Source organism: Roseomonas sp. BN140053, assembly GCF_047690175.1.
Taxonomy (GTDB): domain Bacteria; phylum Pseudomonadota; class Alphaproteobacteria; order Acetobacterales; family Acetobacteraceae; genus Roseomonas.
This window is the reverse complement of sequence record NZ_JBLLEB010000002.1, coordinates 157,424-174,957: the sequence shown is the minus strand read 5'-3', so window position 1 is coordinate 174,957 and position 17,534 is coordinate 157,424. Positions and strand designations below refer to the sequence as shown.

At 73.2% G+C, this 17,534-nt stretch carries 16 protein-coding genes; 8 read left to right on the top strand and 8 right to left on the bottom strand.

Annotated features, from left to right (window positions below):
• Window positions 1-164: 164 nt before the first annotated feature.
• The 6 genes from ACLIBK_RS02970 to ACLIBK_RS02945 form a co-directional block, all read right to left on the bottom strand.
• Window positions 165-1,154, bottom strand: a complete 990-nt coding sequence (locus tag ACLIBK_RS02970) for an ABC transporter substrate-binding protein (RefSeq protein ID WP_415385729.1) — start codon at window positions 1,152-1,154, stop codon at window positions 165-167.
• Window positions 1,151-3,268, bottom strand: a complete 2,118-nt coding sequence (locus tag ACLIBK_RS02965) for a molybdopterin cofactor-binding domain-containing protein (protein WP_415385728.1) — start codon at window positions 3,266-3,268, stop codon at window positions 1,151-1,153. The genes ACLIBK_RS02970 and ACLIBK_RS02965 overlap by 4 nt, the downstream gene beginning before the upstream one ends.
• Window positions 3,265-3,726 carry a (2Fe-2S)-binding protein gene (locus tag ACLIBK_RS02960; RefSeq protein WP_415385727.1) on the bottom strand — a complete coding sequence of 154 codons (462 nt, stop codon included), beginning with the start codon at window positions 3,724-3,726 and terminating at the stop codon, window positions 3,265-3,267. Before ACLIBK_RS02960 ends, ACLIBK_RS02965 begins: the two co-directional genes overlap by 4 nt.
• A gap of 11 nt (window positions 3,727-3,737) precedes the next feature.
• Complete coding sequence (locus ACLIBK_RS02955) at window positions 3,738-4,718, bottom strand: tripartite tricarboxylate transporter substrate binding protein (RefSeq protein ID WP_415385726.1); 981 nt, start codon at window positions 4,716-4,718, stop codon at window positions 3,738-3,740.
• A gap of 83 nt (window positions 4,719-4,801) precedes the next feature.
• Entirely contained in the window at window positions 4,802-5,785 is a 984-nt protein-coding gene (locus tag ACLIBK_RS02950) for a tripartite tricarboxylate transporter substrate binding protein (protein WP_415385725.1), read from the bottom strand.
• 17 nt (window positions 5,786-5,802) lie between these two features.
• A complete protein-coding gene (locus ACLIBK_RS02945) occupies window positions 5,803-6,705 on the bottom strand; it encodes a fumarylacetoacetate hydrolase family protein (protein ID WP_415385724.1) in 903 nt (300 codons plus the stop codon).
• A gap of 113 nt (window positions 6,706-6,818) precedes the next feature.
• Here ACLIBK_RS02945 and ACLIBK_RS02940 point away from each other — a divergent pair, with 113 nt between their 5' ends.
• On the top strand, window positions 6,819-7,511 hold the full coding sequence (locus tag ACLIBK_RS02940; protein ID WP_415385723.1) for a FadR/GntR family transcriptional regulator: 693 nt from the start codon (window positions 6,819-6,821) through the stop codon (window positions 7,509-7,511).
• Window positions 7,512-7,521: 10 nt separating this feature from the next.
• On the opposite strand, the gene asnB is transcribed toward ACLIBK_RS02940, so the two are convergent.
• Window positions 7,522-9,417 carry an asparagine synthase (glutamine-hydrolyzing) gene (gene asnB, locus ACLIBK_RS02935; protein WP_415385722.1) on the bottom strand — a complete coding sequence of 632 codons (1,896 nt, stop codon included), beginning with the start codon at window positions 9,415-9,417 and terminating at the stop codon, window positions 7,522-7,524.
• 10 nt (window positions 9,418-9,427) lie between these two features.
• Window positions 9,428-10,591: a sensor domain-containing protein gene (locus ACLIBK_RS02930; protein ID WP_415385721.1), complete on the bottom strand. Its 1,164-nt coding sequence runs from the start codon at window positions 10,589-10,591 to the stop codon at window positions 9,428-9,430.
• Window positions 10,592-10,745: 154 nt separating this feature from the next.
• Here ACLIBK_RS02930 and ACLIBK_RS02925 point away from each other — a divergent pair, with 154 nt between their 5' ends.
• The 7 genes from ACLIBK_RS02925 to ACLIBK_RS02895 all read left to right on the top strand — a co-directional run bounded on the left by ACLIBK_RS02925 (window position 10,746) and on the right by ACLIBK_RS02895 (window position 17,520).
• Entirely contained in the window at window positions 10,746-12,782 is a 2,037-nt protein-coding gene (locus tag ACLIBK_RS02925) for a methyl-accepting chemotaxis protein (RefSeq protein ID WP_415385720.1), read from the top strand.
• A 240-nt stretch (window positions 12,783-13,022) separates the two neighbouring features.
• Complete coding sequence (locus ACLIBK_RS02920; RefSeq protein ID WP_415385719.1) at window positions 13,023-14,138, top strand: amidohydrolase family protein; 1,116 nt, start codon at window positions 13,023-13,025, stop codon at window positions 14,136-14,138.
• Complete coding sequence (locus ACLIBK_RS02915) at window positions 14,135-15,241, top strand: amidohydrolase family protein (protein ID WP_415385718.1); 1,107 nt, start codon at window positions 14,135-14,137, stop codon at window positions 15,239-15,241. Before ACLIBK_RS02920 ends, ACLIBK_RS02915 begins: the two co-directional genes overlap by 4 nt.
• On the top strand, window positions 15,238-15,693 hold the full coding sequence (locus ACLIBK_RS02910) for a Rieske (2Fe-2S) protein (protein WP_415385717.1): 456 nt from the start codon (window positions 15,238-15,240) through the stop codon (window positions 15,691-15,693). Before ACLIBK_RS02915 ends, ACLIBK_RS02910 begins: the two co-directional genes overlap by 4 nt.
• Before the next feature lie 40 nt (window positions 15,694-15,733).
• Complete coding sequence (locus tag ACLIBK_RS02905; RefSeq protein WP_415385716.1) at window positions 15,734-16,063, top strand: non-heme iron oxygenase ferredoxin subunit; 330 nt, start codon at window positions 15,734-15,736, stop codon at window positions 16,061-16,063.
• Window positions 16,060-16,467 (top strand): VOC family protein, encoded by a 408-nt coding sequence (locus ACLIBK_RS02900; RefSeq protein WP_415385715.1) that lies wholly within the window; start codon window positions 16,060-16,062, stop codon window positions 16,465-16,467. Before ACLIBK_RS02905 ends, ACLIBK_RS02900 begins: the two co-directional genes overlap by 4 nt.
• 33 nt (window positions 16,468-16,500) lie before the next feature.
• On the top strand, window positions 16,501-17,520 hold the full coding sequence (locus ACLIBK_RS02895; RefSeq protein ID WP_415385714.1) for a Bug family tripartite tricarboxylate transporter substrate binding protein: 1,020 nt from the start codon (window positions 16,501-16,503) through the stop codon (window positions 17,518-17,520).
• Window positions 17,521-17,534: the final 14 nt, after the last annotated feature.

Genomic DNA, 17,534 nt, shown 5'->3' with positions numbered 1-17,534 from the left:
CGGGTCAATGGTGGGTATGCCACCTATTCGCTTGGGCGACCGTTTGGTCGGGGTGGCCCCCCGTGCCCAAGGCAGCGCCGCGGGGTGCTTACGGCGGCAGGGCTGGGGGGTGGGGGGCGGGTCGGGCCACCCCCGGAGCGTTGCGGGTTCCGGCGCGGCGCGCCTCAGCGGGCGTCCAGGGTGCTGGGGTGGAACAGGGCTTCGGGCTCGATCGGCGCGGCGGCCAGTCCGTCGGTGACGGCGTAGCGGATCATGGCGGCGATCTCGGCACGGTTGCGCCCGAAGCCGTAGGGCCAGGGGTCGCCGCCCATGATGCGGCTCTGCGCCTCGAACTCGCTGGCGATCCAGGGAAGGGAGGCGCGCAGGACGTTGCTCAGCGCCAGTTCCTCCAGCGCGATGACTTTGGCGCGCGAGAAGGCGCGGAACAGTTCCAGCGGCAGCCAGGGATGCGCCGCCGCCACGTCCTTGCGCACCGCCAGGCAGTGCATGATCGGAAAGAAGCCGGTGGCGCGGTGGAAGGCTTCCTCCTCGCGCCGGTAGTCCGGGTAAAGGCGGTCCACCGGGGCGCTGCGCGCCAGGAAGCAGGAGGGCGGGCGCGGGCCGATGATGGCGTCGATCTCGCCGGCGGCGAGCAGGTTGTTCAGCGTGGCGTCGGGCGCGATCGGCTGGACGTTGAGTTCCGGCGGGAGCTGGAGGGCCACGCGTTCGGAGCCGCCGGGGATTTCCAGCCCGCCGGTGCGCCAGGAAATGCCGGCGGTGTCCACGCCGTACTGGTCGCGCAGGATGCCGCGCACCCAGAGCGCCGCGGTCTGCTGATATTCCGGCAGGCCGATGCGCCGGCCCGCCAGGTCGGCGGCGGTGCGGATGTTGCGGTCGGTGCGGACGAAGATGGCGGAATGGCGGAAGGCGCGGGACGGGAACACGGGGACGCCGACATAGGGCGCGTCGCCGCGGGCGGTGGTGACGATGTGGCTGCCCATGGAGAGTTCCGTCACCTCGAAGGCGCGGTCGCGCAGGGCGCGGCGAAAGATGTCCTCCGGCTCGCCGGGCAGGGGGATGAAGCGGACGCCGGGCACCGGCACGCGCCCGTCCAGGATCGGCCGCGTGCGGTCGGAGGCGTGACAGGCCAGGGACAAGGTGATGGTCTCGGTCACGGGGCGGCTTCCATGGCGGCAGCGAGGTTGTCGGGCGTGAAGGGCATGGCGCGGGGGCGGATGCCCAGCGCGGCGTGGATGGCGCCGGCGAGGGCGGCGATGGTGGGCCCCATGGAGGCTTCGCCGGCGCCGCGCGGGGCTTCTTCGGGGCGTGAGATAAGGCGGACCTCCACTGCCGGCACTTCGGAGAAGCGCAGGATGGGGTAGCTGTCCCAGCTGTCGCTGGTGACGGTGCGGCGGTCGAAGCGGAGGGCTTCCTTGAGCGCGATGGAGGTGGCCTGCACGGCGCCGCCTTCCATCTGGTTCGCGACGCCGTCGGGGTTGATGACCTGCCCGACATCGGCGGCGATCCAGAGGCGGCGGGCTCGGATGGTTTCCGCGGCCTCGATCTCGGCGGCCACGGCGCACCAGGCACCGGTGTCCTTGTAGCGGGCCACGGCGATGCCGGTGCCGGAGCCCTCGGCGGTGGATGGGCGTGGCCAGCTGCACATGGAAGCGGCGGCGCGCAGCACCGCGGCGGCGCGCGGGTCGTCGAGGTGGCGCAGGCGGAACTCCACCGGGTCGGCGCCGCAGCGTTCCGCGAGCTCGTCCATCACGGCCTCGATGGCCCAGACGTTCACCAGCGCGCCGAGGCCGCGCAGGGCGGAGGAGCGGATCGGCATCTGCAGCAGCCGGTGCACCTCCACGTCCAGCGCGGGGATGCGGTAGATCGGCCGGGCGTTGCGCTGGGCGCCGCCGCCCGTGGCGGTGGAGGGGTTCATCGCCGGCGGGATGGTGAAGGGCTTGGCGAGGTGGGCGGCGGCCAGCAGCGTCGGCACCGAGCCGCGGCCGGGGCGCGAGGAATGGCCGTTGGAGCGGATGCTCATGCGCCAATGGCGCAGCGTGCCGGAGGCGTCGAGGCTGGCCTCCACCGCCACCGCGGCGGCGGGGGAATGCGGCGACCAGGCCAGTTCCTCCGCGCGGGTCCAGCACAGCTTCACGGGGCGGCCGGGATGGGCGCGGGCGGCCAGGGCGGCGTCCAGCGCCGCGTCGTCGGCGCCGTTGTGGCCGTAGCAGCCGGCGCCCTCGGCGTGGTGCAGGGTGATGCGCTCGGGCGGCAGGTCCAGCACCAGCGCGAGGTCGGCGCGCAGGTTGTAGAGGCCCTGGCTGTGGGTCCAGATCTCCACGGCGTCGCCGTCCCAGCGCGCCACGGCGCAGGACGGGGCGATGCTGGCGTGCGCCAGGAAGGGACGGAAGAAGCGGGCGCGCACGGTGTGGGCGGCGTCCGGCAGCGGGGCGTCGTGGCGGGCGACTTCGGCGTGCTCGGCGGGGGTTTCGTCGAGCCAGGCGGGCAGGGCGTTCTCGTCCGGCAGGCTGTCGCGGATGTCCCAGACTGCGCGGGCGGCGAGGCGGGCAGCGGCGGCCTCGGCGCCGGCTTCGTCCTCGGCGACCACGGCCAGGAAGTTGCCGTCGCGCACGGGCGTGGCGCCGCCGGGCAGCGGGGCGTCGGGCAGGTCGCGCAGGGTGGCGTCGCGGGCGGGCGGGCGCACGGTGCGGGCGTGCAGCATTCCGGGCAGGCGCAGGTCGTGCAGGAAGCGGGGCGCCCCGAAGACCTTGTCCGGCAGGTCCAGCCGCGGGGCGGAATGGCCGACGAGGCGGTGCGCGGCGGGCGGCTTGGGCGGTACCGTGCCGGTCGCGTCCACCGCCAGCAGCAGGTCGTCCGCCTGCTCCCAGTAGGAGCCGAAGGCGCCGCGCGGGCCGAGGAAAAGGCCGTCCTCCACCCGGATCGCCTCGGGCGGGATGCCGGAGCGCTGGGCGGCCACCTGGAGGTGGATGGCGCGGGCTTCGGCGCAGGCGTGGCGCAGGGCGGTGCCGCAATCCTGGATGCTCAGGCTGCCGGAGGTGACGCCCTCGTCCGGGCTGCTGGGGGTGGAGGCGGGGCGGAGGCGGATGCGCGCGGGGGACACGTCCAGCTCCTCCGCGGCGATCTGGGCGAGGGCGGTCAGGATGCCCTGGCCGATCTCCACCTTGCCGGGGGTGAGGGTGACTTCGCCGTCGCGGGAAAAGCGCAGCCAGCGGTCCAGCCGCGGGTTGGCGTGCAGGCTGCCCGGCAGGCGCGGGGGCGTCGCGCTCACGCAGCCGGCTCGCGGGCGGCGCGCAGCACGGCGCGCAGGATGCGGTTCTGGGCGCCGCAGCGGCAGAGATGCGGTTCCAGCGCCGCGCGCACGGCGGCCTCGTCGGGGGCGGGGGTGGTTTCCAGCAGGGCGGCGGCGCTGACCAGGATGCCGGACAGGCAGTAGCCGCATTGCCCGGCCTGTTCGGCCAGAAAGGCGGTCTGCAGCGGGTGCGGGTGTTCGGGCGTGCCCAGGCCTTCCACCGTGCGCACCGCCTTGCCGGCGACGGCCTCCAGCGGCAGGGCGCAGGACGGGCGGGATTCACCGTCGATCAGCACGTGGCAGGCGCCGCAGCTTTCCGCGCCGCAGCCGAAGCGCGGGCCGCTGAGGCCGAGCGGGCCGCGCAGGGCCTGGAGCAGCGTCAGCTCCGCGGCGTCGTCCAGCGCGACGCCGCGGCCGTTGAGGGTGAAGTGCGGCATGCGCGCGGTGCTCAGTTCACCTCGATGCGGGCCATGCGGATGTAGTCGCGCTGGGTGGCCACGTCGCGGCGCAGAAAGGCGTCGAACTCCCCCACGCCCATGGGCATCGGCGCGGCGCCCTGCTGCGCCATGGTGGCGCGGGTGGCGGGCTGCCCCAGCCAGGTGTTCACCGCGCCGTGCAGCCGCTCCACGATCGGGCGCGGCGTGCCGGCGGGCACCATCAGGCCGAGCCAGATGGAGGCCTCGTAGCCCGGCAGCGCGGCCTCGGCCACGGTGGGCAGGTCGGGCAGCAGGGCGTCGCGCTGCGGGCCGGTGGTGGCCAGCGCCCGGACGCGGCCGGCGGCGATGTGCGGCTGCATGGTGGGGATGGCGTCGAACATCATCGGGACGGTGTTGGAGATGACGGCGGTGCGTGCCTCGCCGGAGGAGCGGAAGGGGACGTGCTGGATCTCGATGCCCGCCATGGCGCGGAACACCTCGCCGGCGATGTGGTAGGGTGTGCCGGGGCCGGAGGAGGCATAGTCCATGGCGCCGGGCCGCGACTTCACCAGGGCGATGTATTCCGCCACCGTGGTGGCCGGCACGGAGGGGTGCACGGCCATGACGTGGTGCGCGACGTTGATCGCCGCCGCCGCCGAAAGGTCGCGCATCAGCTCGTAGGGGCGGTTGCGGATCAGCGTCTCGTTGGCGGTGTGGGTGTTGGACATCATCAGCAGCGTGTAGCCGTCCGGCGGTGCCTTGGCCGCGGCGTCCGTGCCGATCACCGCGCCGCCGCCGGGGCGGTTCTCGACCACGAAGGGCTGGCCGAGCGACTGGCCCAGCGCCTCGCCCACCACGCGGGCGGCGAGGTCGGCGGAGCCGCCGGCACCGAAGGGCACGATGATGCGCACGGGGCGCGTCGGCCAGGGGACGGCCTGGGCGCGGGCCAGGGCCGGGATGGCCAGGGCGCCGGCGGTGGCGAGCAGGGCGCTGCGTCGGGTGGTGTGGGTCACGCGGGTTTCCTCCGGGCCGGCGAGAAGACCGGCCCGCGGCGCGCGGCCGGGAACCGGCGTGCTCGTTCTTTTTTCGCCGCGGTTCAGTCCACCTTGCCGATGCGCTGCACGGCGCGCACCAAGCGGGCGCTGTCGTCGCGCAGGAAGCGCTCCAGCGCCTCGCCGTCCTGAAAGGCGACGGGGCTGCCGGCGGCCGTCAGGGCGCGCTGCAGGTCGGGGTCGTCGCAGGCCTGCCGGGTGGCGGCGCGCAGCTTTTCCCTGATGGCGGCGGGGGTGGCGGCGGGCACCAGCAGGGCGGTCCAGATGTAGAACTCGACCTCGGCGAAGCCCAGTTCCAGGAAGGTGGGGACCTCCTCGAAGCCGGGGGTGCGCTCGCGGCCCCAGGAGGCCAGGGCGCGCAGCCTTCCGTCGCGCACCTGCGACAGCGCCGGGCCGGGGCCGGAGGCCAGCGTGTCCAGCGTGCCCGACAGCATCGCCGTCAGCGCCGGGCCGCCACCCTGGAAGGGGACGTGCAGCAGGTCGATGCCCGCCGCGCCCGTGAACATCGCCATGGCGACGTGCAGGGTGGAGTAGTTGCCGGCGGAGCCGAAGGTGATGGCGCCCGGGCGCGCCTTGGCGTCCGCCACCAACTCCGCGACGCTGCGCCAGGGCGAGGCGGCCGGCACCACCAGCACGGTGGGGTCGGCGGTGATGCGCGCCACCGGGGCGAGCTGGTCCACCGTGTAGGCGGGGGTGCGGCCCTGGAGGCGCTCGCTCTCCGGCAGCATGGCCAGGGAGGAGAGCGCCATCAGCGCCGTGTAGCCGTCGGCGGGCGCGCGGGCGACGCGGGCGGTGCCGATGATCCCGCCGGCGCCGGCTTGGTTCACCACCGGCACGGGCTGGCGCAGGATGCGCTCCAGCGCCGCGGCCACGGGGCGGGCGGTGACGTCGGCCTGGCCGCCGGGCGGAAAGGCTACCACCATCTGGATGGCGTGGGAGGGCCAGTCCCCGGCGCCCTGCGCCAGGGCGGGCAGCGCCGGGGCGGCGGCCAGCGCCGCGGTTCCGGCGAGGAGGTCGCGGCGTCGCATCGCGGCGGCTCCCGCGCTCAGCCGAGCGCGACGCGGCGGAGGGTGTTGCGGATGCTGCCGATGCCGGAGATCGCGCATTCCACCACGTCGCCCTCGCGCAGGAAGCGCGGCGGCTTGAAGCCGATGCCCACGCCTTCCGGCGTGCCGGTGGCGATCACGTCGCCCGGGCGCAGCGTCATGCTCAGCGAGATGGTGCTGATCAGCGTGGGGATGTCGAAGATCAGGTCGGCGGTGCTGGCGTCCTGCCGCTTCTCGCCGTTGACGTGGCAGGTGACGCGCATGGCGCGCGCGTCCAGTTCATCCGCCGTGACAATCCAGGGACCCATCGGGCAGAAACCGTCGATGCCCTTGCCCAGGAACCACTGCTTGTGCTTGCCCTGCAGGTCGCGGGCGGTGACGTCGTTGACCACGGTGTAGCCGAAGACGTGCTCCATGGCCCGTTCCGGCGCGATGCCGCGGCCGGGCTTGCCGATGATCACCGCCAGTTCCGCCTCGTAGTCCACCTCCGCGTCCAGGCCGGGCACCAGGGGGATGTCGTCGGCCGGGCCGGAAATGGCGGAGGAGGGCTTGGTGAAGATGATCGGCGCCTGCGGGATCGCGTCCGCGGCGGAGGTGGAGGAGCTGTCGTAGCCGCTGCCGGCAAATTCCCGTGCATGGGCGAAGTAGTTCTTGCCGACGCAGAGGATGTTGTGCGGCGGCGCGGGCAAGGGCGCCAGCAGCGAGGCGTGGTTCAGCGGGGTGCCGGCGCCGCGGGGTTCCGCGGCTTCGGTGCCGGAGGACAGGAGCGTGATGGCGGCGGTCATGTCGGCCTGTTCGGGCAGGCCGCGCAGCAGGTCGGACAAGGGCCAGTAGGCGGTGCCGTCGGGCGTGACCCGGACCACCCGGGGCGTGCCGTCCACCTGGATCGTCGCCAGCTTCATGCGAGCCGTCTCCCCCGTGCCCGAATGAACCAATCGGGCTTAACGCTGAACCAATTCAGTGCCAATCTCCGCGTATTGGTCGGGGCGGTCAAGCGTTTCGGGGCATCGGGGGCATGGGCGGCGGGGTGGTGGAGGTTGAGGCGGCGCGGCCTGGGGCGGAAGCGCTGCGGGCGGCGCTGGAACGCGCCCTGCGCTCCGGCCGCTGGGCACCCGGCGAGCGGTTGCCCACCGAGCGGGCGCTGAGCGAGAACTACGGCGTGGCGCGCAACACGCTGCGGCGCGCGCTGGACGCGCTGGAAGCGCAAGGGCTGATCCGCCGCCATGTCGGCCGCGGCACCTTCCGGGCCGAGCAGGACCCTGCCGAACCCGCGCCGACGGAGGCCGGGGCGCTCAGCCCGGCGGAGGTGATGGAGTGCCGGCTGATCTTCGAGCCGGAACTGCTGCCGATGGTGGTGGCGCGGGCCAACCAGGCGGACCTGCAACGGCTGGAGGAGTGCCTGCGCGGCGCCGAAGCGGCAGGGGACCTCGCGGCATTCGAGCACTGGGACGCGGCGCTGCATGACGCGGTGGCGCTGGCCACGCACAACCAGGCGGCGATCACGTTGTCGCGTTCGCTGGCGCGGGTGCGGTTGCAGACGGATTGGGGGCAGCTCAAGGCGCGCGGGGCGACGCCGGCGCGGCGGGCGGCCTTGCAGGCGCAGCACCGGGCGCTGGTGGCGGCGATCCGCGACCGCGACCGGGTGGAAGCGCGGCGGCTGATGCGCGAGCACATCCTGTTCGTGCAGGGCTACATGTTCGGGGAATGAAGGGTATGGCTCAGCCGCGCCCCTGCTGCTCCCACCAATGGCCGAACACCGCCAGCGTGTAGAGCAGGCGGCCGTGGTCGCGCCCGCCGGAGGCGTGTTCGCGCAGCAGCGTGTCCGCCGCGTCGGGGCGCAGGAAGCCGGCGCGGGCGGCGCCGCTGTCGTGCCAGATGGCGCGGGCATGCGCGCCGAAGTCGCCCGCGAACCAGGCGGCCAGGGGCAGCTTGAAGCCCTGCTTCCGTCGCTTCGCCGTGGCGGGCGGCAGCCAGGGCGCCACCGCGCGGCGGAGGATGCGCTTGCCCTCGCCGCCGCGCAGCTTCAGGGCGGTGGGCACGGTGCCGGCCCAGTCCACCAGCCGGTGCGACAGGAAGGGCACGCGCACTTCCAGCGAGTGCGCCATGCTGGCGCGGTCCACCTTGGTCAGCATCTGGCCGGGCAGCTGCAACGTCAGGTCCACGTGCAGGAACTGGTCCAGGTCGTTCAGCCGGTCGAGCGAGGGCAGCAGTTCGGCCCATTGCTGCTGCAGCGCGCCCGGCCCGTCCTGGCGGCCGTGGAAGCCGGGTTCGTAGAAGCGGGCGCGCAGCGCGGCCGAGGTGATCTGGGTGCGCGACAGGAAGCGGGTGGAGCCATCGGGCAACAGGGCCGCGTCGCGCAGCCGCCCGAGTTGCGCGCGCAACCGCTCGGCGCGGCGGGAGGGCAGGGCGGGCAGCGCGTCCATCGCGCGGCCGAGCGGGCGGATGGCCGGTCCCAGGCCGGCGAAGCGGCCGAGGCGCTGTTCCGTGCGGTGGCGGCGGTAGCCGGCAAAGATCTCGTCGCCACCGTCGCCGCCCAGCACCGCCTTCACCTCGCCCGCCGCCATGGCGGACAGGTGCCACATCGGCACCGCGGCCGGGTCGGCGAAGGGCTCGTCGAAGCAGCGTACGAGTTCGGGGAGGAGGTCGGCGGCGTCGCGCAGTTCCAGCGGGCGGACTTCGTGCTGCAGGCCCAGATGCTGCGCCACGCGGCGGGCGTGTTCCGTTTCGTCCACGGGCGTGCCGGGAAAGCCGATGGTGAAGGCGCGCACCGGCCGGCCCGAAAGCTTCGCCATGGCGGCGGCCACGGCGGAAGAATCCACCCCGCCCGACAGGAAGACGCCCAGCGGCACGTCGGCCAGCAGGTGCCGGCGCACGGTGTCGAGCCAGAGCTCGCGGAACTCCTCCACCCAGTCCGCGGCGCGGCGGGCGGGAACGCGGCGGCGGCGGGAATGCCAGAAGGCGGTTTCGCGCGCCTCGCGTTCGGGGCCGAGCACGAGGGAATGGCCCGGCGGCAGCACGCGGATCTCGGAAAGGATGGTGCGGGGCGGGCGGACATGGCCGACGCTGAGCGCGTCGTGCACCGCGCGCTCGTCCACGGTGAAGCGGTGGTCCGGCAGGGCGCGCAGGGCCTTGATCTCGGAGGCGAAGGCCAGGCCGCCGCGCTGCTCGGTGATGAACAGCGGCTTGATGCCCAGCGGGTCGCGCGCCAGGGTCAGCTGGCGCTCGCGCCGGTCCCAGACCGCAGCGGCGAACATGCCTTCCAGCCGCGCCCAGGCGTCCCCGCCCCAGTGGCAGAAGGCGGCCAGCACGGTTTCCGTGTCGCAATGGGTGCGGAAGCGGAAGCCCGCGGCTTCCAGGGCCGGGCGCAGCTCCAGGTGGTTGTAGACTTCGCCGTTGAACACGATGGCGAAGCGGCCGTCGGCGGACAGCATCGGCTGGTGGCCGCCGGCGAGGTCGAGCAGGCTGAGGCGGCGCATGCCGAAGCCGAAATCGCCCTCGGCCAGGGTGCCGCTGTCGTCGGGGCCGCGATGGCGGATGGCGTCGCAGGCCGCCACCAGGGCGGCTTCCGAAACCGGTGTTCCGCCCCGGCGATACCAGCCCGCGATGCCGCACATGCGGCGTCGGCTACAGCGTTCCGGGGCCGGGGTCGAGGGGGACCTCGGGTCTGGGGGAGATCCATCCCTGGGCCAGGAACTCCGCAATGGCGTGGGCGGCGCGTTCGGGGGCGGGCGGGAGGCCCGGCGTGTCCAGTTCTTCGAAGGTTTCGGCCAGGGCGCGGCGCTGGGCAGGTTCGAATTCCGGCTGCCAGCGGGGCGCTGTGTCCAGCCGCTCGGCCATGGCGGCGATCGTGTCCACCACGGGGCCGAGCTGCCAGGACGTGAAATCCGGGTCGTCGCGCCAGGGCAGCTGCCGCGGGTTGAGGAACAGGCAGGGACGCGGCTGGAGGAGGAACTCGAAGACCTGGCTGCTGATGTCGCCGAGGTAGAGGTCGGCGCCGAGCAGGTAGGTCATGTCGATGCTGTTCTGGCTGCCGAGGTCGATGCGGATGTGGTCCAGCCCGGCATAGTCCCGGAAGGCGTCGAGGTGTTCGGCCGGCGGGTCGAACAGCCGCACGTGCGGGGCAAAGACCAGGTTGCGGTCGCGCCGCCCGGCGAAGAAGTCCAGCACCGCGTGGCCCATCGCCGGCCAGGAGGAGGTCGCCGCGCGGTGATGCGGGTTGTACAGCACGGTGGGGCGGTCGTTGGGGAACAGCCGCGGCCGCTGCATCCCCATGCGGCGCACGAGGTCCAGCTTGCTCGACCCCACCACCGCCGCGTGGCCGGGGCGGAGATTGCCGGCCGCGGCGATGCGGCGCAGGCGGCGAGCGCTGGGGGCCAGCAGCAGGTCGAAGCGGCGCAGCCGCGGGTCCTCGGCGCGGTCGTGCCCGCTGGGACCGTGGAAGCTGTGGATGAGTTTCGGCCGCGTCACGCCGAGGTATCGCAGCGCCAAGCTGGTGCGTTCCGGCAGCACCAGCGCGTCGCAGGCCGCGAGGCGGGCGCGGTTGCGCAGCAGCACGGCGAGCTTGTTGTGCCGGAAGCGGCCGGGCAGGGGGGCGGGGCGCAGCGCCTCGAAGCGCAGGCGGTGGCCGGGATAGAAGCCGGCCAGGCGTTCGGCCAGACCGCGCTGCGCCGCTTCGCGGTTGAGCACGACGACCTCGTGCCCGGGATAGAGGCGCGACAGCTCGCAGGCCATGGGCAGGGCGTGCAGGACCTGGTGGTCCTGTGCGTTGAACAGGAAGGCGATGCGCATGCGGCTTCGGCGAGGTTCGTGCCCCCCAGCATGCGGAGGGCGCGGCGCCGCGGCAACCCGGCCGGTGCGCGGGCGGGCGGCGGTGCGGCGTCGCGCTTACCGGCGGTTCACGTTTCCCGGTCAGGATCGGTCATTCCATCGGAGAATCATGTTCGTGGCGACCAGTCCTTTCCTGGCGGCGCGTCGGCGCCTGCAACGTATCGGCATCGTGCCGCGCCTCGTCACGGCATCGCTGCTGGCCGTCGTGCTGGCGGCGGTGGCCGTGCAGGCCTGGACGCTGCACATCGTGGAAGAGTCGCAGGCCGACACGGCGCAGCGCGCACTGAACACCAACATGGCTGAGCTGAAGGAGCTGCTGCGCCCCTACGGCAACGAGTGGCGGCTGGACGCGGAAGGCCGGCTGATCCTGGGCGACCAGGTGCTGAACGGACGCGCGGAGCTGGTGGACAGGGTGCGCCGGGTGGCTGGCGGTGCCGCCACCATCTTCGCCGGCGACACCCGCGTGGCCACCAACGTGACGCAGCCCGACGGGTCCCGCGCGGTCGGCACCAAGCTGGCGGCCGGCCCCGTGCGGGACGCGGTGATCGGCCGCGGCCAGACTTATCGCGGCACCGCCGACATCCTGGGCGTGCCGCACCTGACGATCTACGAGCCGGTCCGCGACGCTGCCGGCCGCCATGCCGGCATCCTGTTCGTGGGCGTGCCGCTGACGGAGGTGCACGCGGTGATGGGCCGACTGGTGCGCGAGAGCCTGCTGGCGGGGCTGGCGGTGATCGTGCTGGTGGGTGCGGTGCGCTGGTTCGCGCTGCAATCCACCATGCGGCCGCTGGGTGAGCTGGCGGCTTCGGTGCGCAGCATCGCCGCGGGCAAGCTGGACCAGCCCGCCCCCTGTGCCGACCGCACCGACCAGCTGGGCGAGATCGGCCGGGCGATCGAGGTGCTGCGCGAGGGCGCGCGGCGCACCAAGGCGCTGGAAGCCCAAGCGGAGGGGGAGCGCGCCGCCAAGGACCGGCGGCAGGTCGCCACGGAGCGGCTGACGCAGGATTTCGGCACCACCGTGTCGGGCGTGCTGGCCACGCTGGGCCGTTCCGCCGGCGAGATGCGCGGCGCCGCGGCCCGCATGGCCGAAGCTGCGGAGCGCACCCGGCAGGACATGGCCGCCACGGCGGCGGATGCCGAAGGCTCCTCGCAGAGCCTGTCCACCGTGGCGGCGGCCACGGAGGAGCTGACGGCCAGCGTGGGCGAGATCGCGCGGCAGGTGGCGCAGGCGGCGCGCTCGGCCGGGGAAGCGGTGGACCGGGCGCGCGCCACCGATGCCACGGTGCAGGGGCTGAGCGCCGCGGCCGGGCAGATCGGCGAGGTGGTGCGGCTGATCTCCGACATCGCCGGGCAGACCAACCTGCTGGCACTGAACGCCACCATCGAGGCGGCCCGCGCCGGCGAGGCCGGCAAGGGCTTCGCCGTGGTGGCGGGGGAGGTCAAGGCACTGGCCTCGCAGACCGCGCAGGCCACCAGCCGGATCGCCGCGCAGGTGACGGCCATCCAGTCCGCCACCGGCGAGGCGGTGGAGGCGGTGCGCGGCGTGGCGCGCGCCATCGACGAGGTCAGCGAGGTGGCCAGCGCCATCGCCGCAGCGGTGGAACAGCAGGGCGCCGCCACGCAGGAGATCGCGCAGCAGGTGCAGCACGTGGCGCAGGCCACGGACAACGGCACCCATGCCATGCGGTCCGTGTCCGTCACGGCGGAGGAATCCGGCGCCGCCAGCCAGGCGGTGCTGGGGGCCGCCGACCAGGTGGCCGGGCAGTCCGGCGCGCTGCGCGAGGAGGTGGACCACTTCCTGAAGGCGATGCGCGCCAGCCAGGACAGCGAGGAGCGCCGCCGCTACGAGCGCATCGCCGGGCGCGGCCTGCCTGTGCGGCTGCGCTGCGCCACCTATGGCGAGGCGCAGGGCAGCCTGCGGGACCTGTCCCTGGGCGGGGCGGCCCTGGCCTGCGACTGGCCCTGCGATGTCGGGGCGGAGGTGATGGTGGAGCTGCCCGGCAGCACGGAGATGGTGTCCGCCCGCGTGGTGGATTCCCGCGACCACGTGCTGGCACTGGCCTTTCGGCAGGACCCGGTGACGCTGAGCCGCCTGGGCCGCGCCATGGAACGGCTCTCGGCCGTGTCGGACGGGCAGTCCAGCGCGGCCTGACGCGCGAGGCCGCCGACGGGCCCGCGGGCGCCATGCCCCGGGCCCGGAACACCTTGCCGCCGCCGCGCAGGTGCCGTTTATTCCCCTCCGGGTCGCGCCGGGATCACACCGGCCGGGGCCGGATGCCCGTTCGGGCCGCCGGCCTCCCCCCGGTTCGCCGAACGCGAACCGGCAGATCGCGCCGGGCTGCCGCAACGGCGCACCGGGCGCAGCGGCCGGAAACACGGGGGAGGGTCGGGGATGCGGGTTCCGCGGCAAGGTGCCATCGACTGCGACGTCCACATCGCGCCGCCGGCCACGACGGCGCTGCTGCCCTTCCTGGACGAGTACTGGCGTGAGCAGCTGCTGAACCGCGGCCTGGACCGCACCGACTTCACCCTGACCAGCTACCCCCCGCGCTTGCCGCTCAGCGGCCGGCCGGACTGGCGGCCCGCCGAGGGTCAGCCCGGCAGCAGCCTGGAGATGCTGCGGCGGGAAGCGCTGGACGGGTTCGGTTCGCGCTTCGCGATCGCCACGGTGCTGCACGGCGCCCAGGCGCTGCACACGGAGGACATGGCGGCTGCACTCTGCCGCGCGGTGAACGACTGGGTCGCGGCGGAATGGCTGGACCGGGAGCCGCGGCTGCGCGGGTCGATCGTGGTGCCGGCGCAGAACATCGAGCTGGCGGTGGAGGAGATCGAGCGGAAGGCCGCCGATCCGCGCTTCGTGCAGGTGCAGCTGCTGGCGATGATGGACCAGCCGCTTGGGCGGCGCATGTACTGGCCGATCTATCGCGCCGCCGAGAAGCACGGGCTGGCCGTGTGCATCCACGCCGGCAGCCTGTACCGCCACGCCCCCACCGCCACGGGCTGGACCTCGTTTCACCTGGAGGATTATGTCGGCCAGGCGCAGGCCTTCGACGCGCAGCTGGCCAGCCTGGTGTGCGAGGGCGTGTTCACCAAGTTCCCGACGCTGAAGGTGGTTCTGGCCGAGAGCGGCTTCACCTGGCTGCCGACCTTTCTGTGGCGCATGAACAAGATCTGGCGCGGGCTGCGCGCGGAGGTGCCCTGGGTGCAGCGCCAGCCTTCCGAGATCATCGCGGAGAACGTGCGGGTGACGCTGCAGCCGGTGGACGCGCCGGCCGATCCGTCCGTGCTGGCGCGGACGATCGAGCATATCGGTTCCGACCGGATGCTGCTCTTCGCCTCGGACTTCCCTCACTGGCACTTCGACGGCGACGAGGTGCTGCCGGACGGGCTGCCGGAGGCGCTGCTCCAGCGCATCCTGGTGGACAACCCGCTGGACGCGTATCGCCGCCTGCCGCGCCCCGCGGCGGCGGAGGCGGCAACCCTGCAGACGGAGGAGAGCGCGCGATGAGCAGCAGCGTGCTGGAGCGCAAGTCCGCCGCGCAGGTGCCGCGGCTGAGCCTGATCGACTGCGACATCCACCCCAACATGCGGTCCGAAGCAGAGATGTATCCCTTCATGGAGCGCCGCTGGGTGGAGCACATGCGGGATTTCGGGCCGCACAACCACCAGGGCCTCGCCTATACGTTGCAGCACCCGCGCTTCAACCCGGGCGTGGCGCGAGCCGATGCCTGGCCGCCGGGTGGCGGGCCGCCGGGGTCGGATCTGGACTTCATGCGTTCGCATCACCTGGACGCGCTGGGAATCGAGCACGGCATCCTGATGGCGCTGCGGCCCAATGGCTGCGACGAGCGTAACCTCGACCTCGCCGCCGCGATCTGCGCCGCGGCCAATGACTGGCAGCGCGAGAACTGGGTGAAGCCGGAACCGCGGCTGCATGGCGGCATCATGATCCCGCAGGAGGATGCGGAAGCCTCGGTGCGCGAGATCGAGCGCTGCGCCGCCACGGGGGCCTTCGTACAGGTCAACATGCCGCCGCGTGCCGCCGATCCGCCGGGGCGCCGGCGCTACTGGCCGATCTACGAATGCGCGGCGCGTCTGGGCCTGCCGATCGGGCTGCACGTGTCGGGGGTGCCGGGGCATCCCACCACCGGTGCGGGCACGCCGACCTACTACATCCAGGAACATCACTCCAACATGCCGGGCATGCAGGCTGTCGTGTCCAGCTTCATCCTGGAAGGCGTGTTCGAGCGCATCCCCGACCTGAAGATCGTGCTGATCGAGGGCGGCTTCACCTGGGCGCCGGCGCTGGGGTGGCGGCTGGACAAGCACTGGGCGCGGATGCGCGGCGAGGTGCCGCACGTGAAGCGGCCGCCGTCGGAATACCTGCGCGAGCACGTCTGGTACACCACGCAGCCGATCGAGGAACCGGACCGCGCGGAGCACCTGAGCGAGATCATGGATTGGGTGGGCTGGGAGCGGATCATGTTCTCCACCGATTACCCGCATTGGGATTTCGACGACCCGCGCTACGCCTTCAAGGCGCGGCTGAGCGAGGCGCAGAAGGCGATGATTTTCCGGGACAACGCCCGCGCGCTGTACCGCCTTCCATGAGCGACACCGTCAAGCCCGCCGCCGCGCCGCGTCCCGCGCGCGGCCGTCACGTGGTCGCCAGCGTGAGCGAGATCGCGCCGGGGCAGTCCAAGCTGGTCACCGTCAAGGGACGGGAGATCGGCGTGTTCAACGTCAACGGCGAGTTCTTCGCGCTGCTGAACCGCTGCCCGCACGAGGGCGCCTCGCTCTGTGCCGGCAAGATCGTGTCGCTGGTGGAATCCGACGAGCCCGGGCAGTACCGCATGTCGCGCAGAGGCGAGCTGCTGCGCTGCCCCTGGCATGGCTGGGAGTTCGACATCCGCACCGGCCAGTCCTGGTGCGATCCGAAGAACACCTGGGTGAAGCAGTTCGCCGCGGCGGTGGAACCGGGCAGCGCCCTGGCCAAGGGACCCTACGTGGCTGAGACCTTTCCCGTTTCGGTGGAGCAGGACTACGTGGTGATCGAGCTGTGACGCGCGCGTGGCATCAGGATGGGATGCGGGACGAGAACCGATGAGCGACGAGAGCCTGATCCGCCTCTGCGGCAGCGGCGACGTGGAGCCCGACGGGGTGATCGCGGTGGAGGCGCCGGGCCTGCCGACGCTGGCGGTGTTCAACCTGGACGGTGAGTTCTTCGTCACCGACGACCTGTGCACGCATGGCGCGGCCTCGCTGGCCGACGGCTTCGTGGAGGATGGGCAGATCGAGTGCCCGCTGCATGCCGGCCGCTTCTGCATCCGCACCGGCGCGCCCACGGAAGCGCCCTGCGAGGAGCCGCTGCGGACCTACGAGGTGGTGCGGTCGGGCGACGACGTGCTGATCCGCCGGCCGCCGCAGCCATGACGATGCCAGCCATCCAGCTCGACCACTGCGTCGCGCACGTGACGGACTGGGAACGCTCCAACGCCTTCTACCGCGACGTGGTGGGGGCGGAGCTGGTGCGGACGCGGATGGGCTGGGCCTATCGCTTCGGCGACCAGCAGCTGAACCTGCACGGGCCGGGGGCGAAGGGCGAGCCGGTGGCGCGCATCCCCGTGCCGCCCGGCGGCAGCGACCTGTGCTTCCGCTGGCCCGGTCCCATCGAGGACGCGGTCGCGCACCTGCGGGCGCAGGGTGTGGAGCCGGAACTGGGGCCGATCCTGCGGGCCGGCGCCCGGGGCCGCGGCATGAGCGTGTATTTCCACGACCCGGACGGCTCGCTGCTGGAGTTCATCTCCTACGAGAGCCCGATCCCCGAGCAGAACTGAGCGCGGGAACCAGAAGAACAGGAGGAACGAGTTATGAGCGCGCAGCAACCGGGCGGGGCCACGCCGCCGAATCCCACCGCGGCCGGGCGTTTGTCCCGCCGCACGGCGCTGGCGCTGCCGGCGCTGCTGCTGGCCGGTCGGGCCTGGGCGCAGGGTGGCTGGCCGAACCAGCCGATCCGCATCGTCTCCGCGGGCTCGCCGGGCGGGTCCACCGACGTGATGGCGCGGCTGCTGTCGGAAGGCCTCGCGGCGCGGCTCGGCCGACCTTTCCCGGTGGACAGCCGGCCGGGGGCGGAGGGCGTGCTGTCGGCCCAGGCCTTCGTGCAATCGCCGCCGGGCACGGCGCTGTACTTCACCAACACCGGCACCATCACCACCACGCCGCTGCTGTTCGACCGGATGACCTACGACACCTGGACCGACCTGGTGCCGATCGCGCCGGTGGGGACGGATTTCCTGGCCTACGCCGTGCACACCGACTTCCCGGCGCAGAGCCTGGGCGAGGTGTTCGACCGCGTGCGCGAGAAGCCGGGCCAGTACAGCTGGTGCTCGGCGCCGGGGGCGACCTACCTGCTGACCCTGGCGCACCTGAAGCGCAACAACCTGGACATGTCCTTCATCTCCTATCGCACCACCGGGCAGGCGGCCACGGACACGGCGGCGGGGCGGGTGAACCTGACGGTGCAGCCGCTGACCACGACGCTGGGCCCGCTGGCGGAGGACGGCAAGCTGCGGGTGCTGGCCACCACGGCGGAGGTGGCGCCGCCGGGCTATCCCGCCATGCCCACCGTGCGATCCCTCGGCATGCCGGACCTGGAGGTGGCGGGCTTCCCCGGCCTGTTCGGCTGGAAGGGCATGCCCGACGAGCTGCGCGACCGCCTGAGCGTGATGGTGCAGGAGATCGTGGACACGCCGGAGGTGCAGGAGCGTTTCCGCACCCTGGGCATGCTCAAGCGCCCCTCCACCCCGGCCAGCTTCCACAAGGACCTGCGGGACCTGCACGAGCGGCTGGCCGACATCGCCCGCACCTACGGCGCCCGTCCGCCGGCCTGACGCTTTCGGGCGGG

Bases quoted from the DNA above. Each gene is read 5' to 3' on its own strand.
- ACLIBK_RS02960 (WP_415385727.1), bottom strand. From the start codon at position 3,726: ATGCCGCACTTCACCCTCAACGGCCGCGGCGTCGCGCTGGACGACGCC.
- ACLIBK_RS02950 (WP_415385725.1), bottom strand. From the start codon at position 5,785: ATGCGACGCCGCGACCTCCTCGCCGGAACCGCGGCGCTGGCCGCCGCC.
- ACLIBK_RS02945 (WP_415385724.1), bottom strand. From the start codon at position 6,705: ATGAAGCTGGCGACGATCCAGGTGGACGGCACGCCCCGGGTGGTCCGG.
- ACLIBK_RS02940 (WP_415385723.1), top strand. From the start codon at position 6,819: ATGGGCGGCGGGGTGGTGGAGGTTGAGGCGGCGCGGCCTGGGGCGGAA.
- asnB (WP_415385722.1), bottom strand. From the start codon at position 9,417: ATGTGCGGCATCGCGGGCTGGTATCGCCGGGGCGGAACACCGGTTTCG.
- ACLIBK_RS02930 (WP_415385721.1), bottom strand. From the start codon at position 10,591: ATGCGCATCGCCTTCCTGTTCAACGCACAGGACCACCAGGTCCTGCAC.
- ACLIBK_RS02920 (WP_415385719.1), top strand. From the start codon at position 13,023: ATGCGGGTTCCGCGGCAAGGTGCCATCGACTGCGACGTCCACATCGCG.
- ACLIBK_RS02915 (WP_415385718.1), top strand. From the start codon at position 14,135: ATGAGCAGCAGCGTGCTGGAGCGCAAGTCCGCCGCGCAGGTGCCGCGG.
- ACLIBK_RS02910 (WP_415385717.1), top strand. From the start codon at position 15,238: ATGAGCGACACCGTCAAGCCCGCCGCCGCGCCGCGTCCCGCGCGCGGC.
- ACLIBK_RS02905 (WP_415385716.1), top strand. From the start codon at position 15,734: ATGAGCGACGAGAGCCTGATCCGCCTCTGCGGCAGCGGCGACGTGGAG.
- ACLIBK_RS02900 (WP_415385715.1), top strand. From the start codon at position 16,060: ATGACGATGCCAGCCATCCAGCTCGACCACTGCGTCGCGCACGTGACG.
- ACLIBK_RS02895 (WP_415385714.1), top strand. From the start codon at position 16,501: ATGAGCGCGCAGCAACCGGGCGGGGCCACGCCGCCGAATCCCACCGCG.